The 4,792-nt window shown below is 64.2% G+C and carries 4 protein-coding genes; 2 read left to right on the forward strand and 2 right to left on the reverse strand.

Features of this window, described 5'->3' with window-relative positions:
- Nucleotides 1-355: 355 nt before the first annotated feature.
- A complete protein-coding gene (moeZ, locus tag ACIBJI_RS42460) occupies nt 356-1,540 on the forward strand; it encodes an adenylyltransferase/sulfurtransferase MoeZ (protein WP_364360204.1) in 1,185 nt (394 codons plus the stop codon).
- A gap of 9 nt (nt 1,541-1,549) precedes the next feature.
- On the opposite strand, the gene ACIBJI_RS42465 is transcribed toward moeZ, so the two are convergent.
- Nucleotides 1,550-2,113: a hypothetical protein gene (locus tag ACIBJI_RS42465; RefSeq protein WP_397088845.1), complete on the reverse strand. Its 564-nt coding sequence runs from the start codon at nt 2,111-2,113 to the stop codon at nt 1,550-1,552.
- A gap of 301 nt (nt 2,114-2,414) precedes the next feature.
- Nucleotides 2,415-2,843, reverse strand: coding sequence for an alternative ribosome rescue aminoacyl-tRNA hydrolase ArfB (arfB, locus tag ACIBJI_RS42470; RefSeq protein ID WP_364360212.1), 429 nt, complete (start codon nt 2,841-2,843; stop codon nt 2,415-2,417).
- A gap of 1,054 nt (nt 2,844-3,897) precedes the next feature.
- On the opposite strand from arfB, the gene ACIBJI_RS42475 reads away from it, so the two are divergent.
- Nucleotides 3,898-4,314 carry a hypothetical protein gene (locus tag ACIBJI_RS42475; RefSeq protein ID WP_364360215.1) on the forward strand — a complete coding sequence of 139 codons (417 nt, stop codon included), beginning with the start codon at nt 3,898-3,900 and terminating at the stop codon, nt 4,312-4,314.
- Nucleotides 4,315-4,792: the final 478 nt, after the last annotated feature.

Raw genomic sequence — 4,792 nt, forward strand, 5'->3', positions numbered from 1 at the left:
TATCGGAGATTCGCGACTGTGTCGCATGTGCTTCGACGGCTCGGTCGGGGGACGGGCCGGGAACGGGGCGCTTGTAAGACTCGCTTCGTGGTGGTGGCTGATGGTGGGGGGTCGGTACCTGGTGCGCGTGTATCGGAGATTCGCGACTGTGTCGCATGTGCTTCGACGGCTCGGTCGGGGGACGGGCCGGGAACGGGGCGCTTGTAAGACTCGCTTCGTGGTGGTCGCTGACCCGGTCAGCGGCGTGGGTTGGTGATGCGAGACGATGGTCGGGAAGAACGGGCCGATTGTCGGCGTTGAGTAATTAGGCGCTGAGCCACCACAGTGCGGCCAATTGATTCGAGGAGCCCTGGACGTGTCATCACCGAAGTCCCTGCCGCCGCTGGTCGAACCGGCCGCGGAGCTGACCAAGGACGAGATCGCCCGCTACAGCCGTCATCTGATCATCCCGGACCTGGGGGTCGACGGGCAGAAACGACTGAAGAACGCCAAGGTGCTGGTGATCGGCGCAGGCGGGCTCGGCTCGCCCGCACTGCTGTATCTGGCCGCCGCCGGTGTCGGCACGCTCGGCATCGTCGAATTCGACGAGGTCGACGCCTCCAATCTGCAGCGCCAGATCATCCACGGTGAATCCGATATCGGCCGCCCGAAGGCCGATAGTGCGCGCGATTCCATTCTCGAGATCAACTCCGGCATCGAGGTCCGGCTGCACAAGATCCGCCTGGAGCCCGAGAACGCCGTCGAATTGTTCGCCGAATACGACCTGATCGTCGACGGCACAGATAACTTCGCCACCCGCTACCTGGTCAACGATGCCGCGGTGCTGGCGGGCAAGCCGTATGTCTGGGGCTCCATCTACCGCTTCGAGGGCCAGGTCTCGGTCTTCTGGGAAGACGCACCGGACGGCCGCGGCATCAACTACCGCGACCTCTACCCCGAGGCCCCGCCGCCGGGCATGGTGCCCTCCTGCGCCGAAGGCGGTGTCCTCGGCGTGCTGTGCGCCTCCATCGGTTCGATCATGGTGACCGAGGCGATCAAGCTGATCACCGGCATCGGTGAGCCGCTGCTCGGTCGTCTCATGGTCTACGACGCACTCGATATGAACTACCGGACCATCAAGCTGCGCCGCGATCCGGAACGTCAGCCGATCACCGAACTGATCGACTACGAGGCATTCTGTGGTGTGGTGTCCGAGGAGGGCCAGGCCGCGGCCGCGGGCTCGACCATCACCGCGCGCGAGCTGAAGGAGCTGCTCGACGCGGGCAAGGAAATCGAGCTCATCGACGTGCGCGAGCCGGTCGAATGGGACATCGTGCACATCGAGGGCGCCAAGCTCATCCCGAAGGATCGATTCCTCTCCGGTGAGGCACTGTCGGATCTGCCGCAGAATCGGCCGATCGTTCTGCACTGCAAGACCGGTATCCGCTCGGCGGAGGTGCTCGCGGTCCTGAAGAACGCCGGTTTCTCCGACGCCTCACATGTGCAGGGCGGCATCGTCGCCTGGGCGAATCAGGTCGACAGGTCACTGCCGGTCTACTAGACCGGGCACTCATGCCGAGAGGTTGCTTCGCGGCGTAGCCACCGCGGAGCGAGACGAGCGACCGTTCGCGGCCCGTCTCGCGTCCCGGGTTGTTGAAGCGCGTGCGTCGCAGGTGTGAGTCGTGTTCTTCGGGCATGCGTGCGTGGAACCGTGATCGAGGACCAGTTGCCGCAACTCCTTGTCCAAGGTCTTGATCTTGCGGTCGATCCCTTCGAGCTCCTCGACCAGTTCCAGAGTCAGGCGGCAGCGGAGCTGGGCGGCCCGATCCCGCGGTCTCACCGACGCGATAAGTTCGCGGGCCTGCCGCGACGACAAGTACTTCTTGGCTCCGCCGGGCAGCAGTTCCAGCAGCAGCCGATGGATCCGGTTGATGGCGTCGGTGCGGGCGCGGCCGAGCTCGTCGCGGCGGTCGACCAGCAGCCCCGGCGCGACCAGGTCCGGATCAGCCCGCACCTGGCGCAGATTCGGTGCTCGTAGCGCGGCCAGCGCGACCGAGTGGGCGTCGACGGGCTCGGTTTTGCGGCCGTTGCCAGTGGCGAACACGCGAACTTGCGCCGACAGTTTCGTGGGCACGTCGATCACTATTTCGCCGTCGTGCACCAGCCGGTGCGCCAGGGGCCGGCCAATGCCGTTGCAGCCCTCGATATTTCTCCTTCTGGATGGCCCCGGCGACGCTCGTCTTCGAAGACGTTTGGGACCTCGAGGGGATCTCGATTTCAAGGGCACGACCCCGGACCTGGAGATCGATGACCTGCACCGACTGGTACCCGACGATCTGCCGGCGACGAGAAGATGCAGACGGGTACTTGCGAGCACGGGCCCGTTCGACAGCGACTGTGCCGTCGAGACCCCGACCTGTGGCGCTGCCCGTCGGCTAGTCGTCGGGGGAGGCGCGGCGGTTGCGTTTGGTGACGCCGCGCCGTTTCTTCGCGGCGATGCGACGTTCCTTTGCTCCGCGCGAGGGCTTGGTGGCGCGGCGGACGGGTGGCGGTGCGGCAGCGGCGTCAGCCAGTAACGAGGCCATGCGTTCGCGGGCGGCCGCGCGGTTCTGCGGCTGTGCGCGTTGCTCCGATGCGGCGATCGTGAGTACCCCGTTGACCAGGCGGGTGGCCAGGCGGTCGAGCATCCGGGTGCGCAGCCACTCCGGTACGGAGGGTGAGTTGGCGAGGTCGAACGACAGCTCTACCCGGCTGTCGGTGGTGTTGACGTGCTGCCCTCCGGGACCGGACGACCGTGAGAACCGCTCGCGTAACTCGGACGCGGGTATCACCAGCACCCGAGTCACGGTCAGGTCCTCTGCCATGATCAGATGCCGCTCTTTCCGATCCGCGAGTCGACAAGGTCACGTCGGTCTAGTTGCGACTGAATGGTGACCTTCTCGTTCACGATAGCGACGACCTTGTCGACGTGTAACAAGCAGGCCGTCCGCACATGCCGCTGGGCGCGCGTTGGTCGGCCGTCCAAATCTGTTGGTCGACGCGGCTTCTCAACACGCGCTCATGCCGAGTTGCGTGTGTTCGCCGATTCTCGGCACATCTCCACTCGATCTCACGACCACGAGAATCCGTCTCCAGGGCCCGGCTCGCCATATCCCGTCCACACAGTCCGATATGTGCGCCGTCACCCATAGACCGGAACCAGAGTGTGACAAGTCCAGCCGAGGCCGGAAATCTGCTGGTAGAGCTGTAACTTCCCGTCTAAACGATCAATACCCCTGGGCCATCGAGGTCGTGGCGTAATCCCCCGGCATAGTCCGGGTCGACGGAAAGTGGGACGACATGCTGACCGAGTTGGTCGTGTTAGCCATTGTCGCGACGTTGCTGACGAGCGCGGCCATCGCCATGAATTGGGATCCACACAAGACCCGACGCGATCGACACGGGCGCACACCGGATTCGAGTAACCGTTCAACCGGCGGAGTTGCCAGGCCCCGCGATGGCGTCTGGCCCCGAAAGGACAGACGTTGAACCTTTTGGCCGACCATCACCGTGTGGACTACAGACCTCAAGGCGAAGGACTCCGTCGGCACGGGCTGGCTCTGGACCCAAGATTCCTCGACCAAGTCGACACCGAACCTGCCCGATCAAAGGTTGCGGCGCATCGAAGCGCCTCCAACGGATGGATGTTTTCGATTCGCCGGTCAGCCGACCGACGGCCCTCCGGATACTGCAGCGGAGACCAGACGTCCTGCAACGGTTTCGGGATGTCTTCCCATTCATCGAACTGAGCCAATAGCCTCGAAAACGGCTGCGGTGGTTGGGAATTCGGCTCATACTGTGGTTGGCCGGGGCTTCACATCCAACCGCCGCGGGCTGCAGTGTTATCCGGCCGGGCTCGCTCCATCGAGAGGGGCGCAAGTGACTGAAGTCTACGCGGAAGACCAGGAAATTTTCGTGCCGTTTTCGGGGGAGAACGGGGAAAAGCCCCCCGAGCAGGACGTAACCTCCTCGGGCAGGCTGTACAACAATTACCCCTACCCCGTCTCGATCGTGCTGCATTGGGACAGCCGACACATAGATCTGCATGTGCTGCCCCCGGGCGGCACCAGTCGCGAGATGTCGTCCAGTTGGAACCTGAACATGAAGATCATAAGCAGCGACGACAAGCTGATCGAGTGGGCAAACGGCGGCATCAGGTACTGGTACCGGATAATCGCGAGAGTGCAAGCGGGCCGCACGATCAACGTCAGCGACCTCTTTTCATCGGCGATCAGCGGGGACGGTGCCGAACAGGCTGGTGATGCCCGCAAGGCCGTAGGTGAGGGTTTGAACTAGCGGCGTAGGTTGTCGGGCTTGCGGTGCCGGGATCTGGCCCATCAGCTCGAGCGGGCTGGCTCCCGGCTTCACCGAGGTGGAACTCATGTGACGTCCGCGTATCGGTCGTTCGGGAACGAAGCGTTCGCCAATCGACAGCGCAATGACCTGTTCCACTTCTGTTCCGCTGTCGGTGGTCCCACGGCTGGTACCGCAGTGGCCCCACAACGGTGGCAAACGACATTACGAGCGACGGCGTTCGCGGCGTGTCTCGCGTCCGAGTCGTCGAAGTGTGTGCGCCGCAGGTGTGAGTTGTGTTCTTCGGGCATGCGCGCATCAGGTGCCGACCCCCCACCATCAGCGACCACCACGGAGCGAGTCTTACGAGCGACCGTTCGCGGCCCGTCTCGCGTCCGAGTCGTCGAAGTGTGTGCGCCGCAGGTGTGAGTTGTGTTCTTCGGGCATGCGCGCATCAGGTGCCGACCCCCCACCATCAGCG

It is taken from the genome of Nocardia sp. NPDC050408, from assembly GCF_044458905.1.
Lineage (GTDB): Bacteria > Actinomycetota > Actinomycetes > Mycobacteriales > Mycobacteriaceae > Nocardia.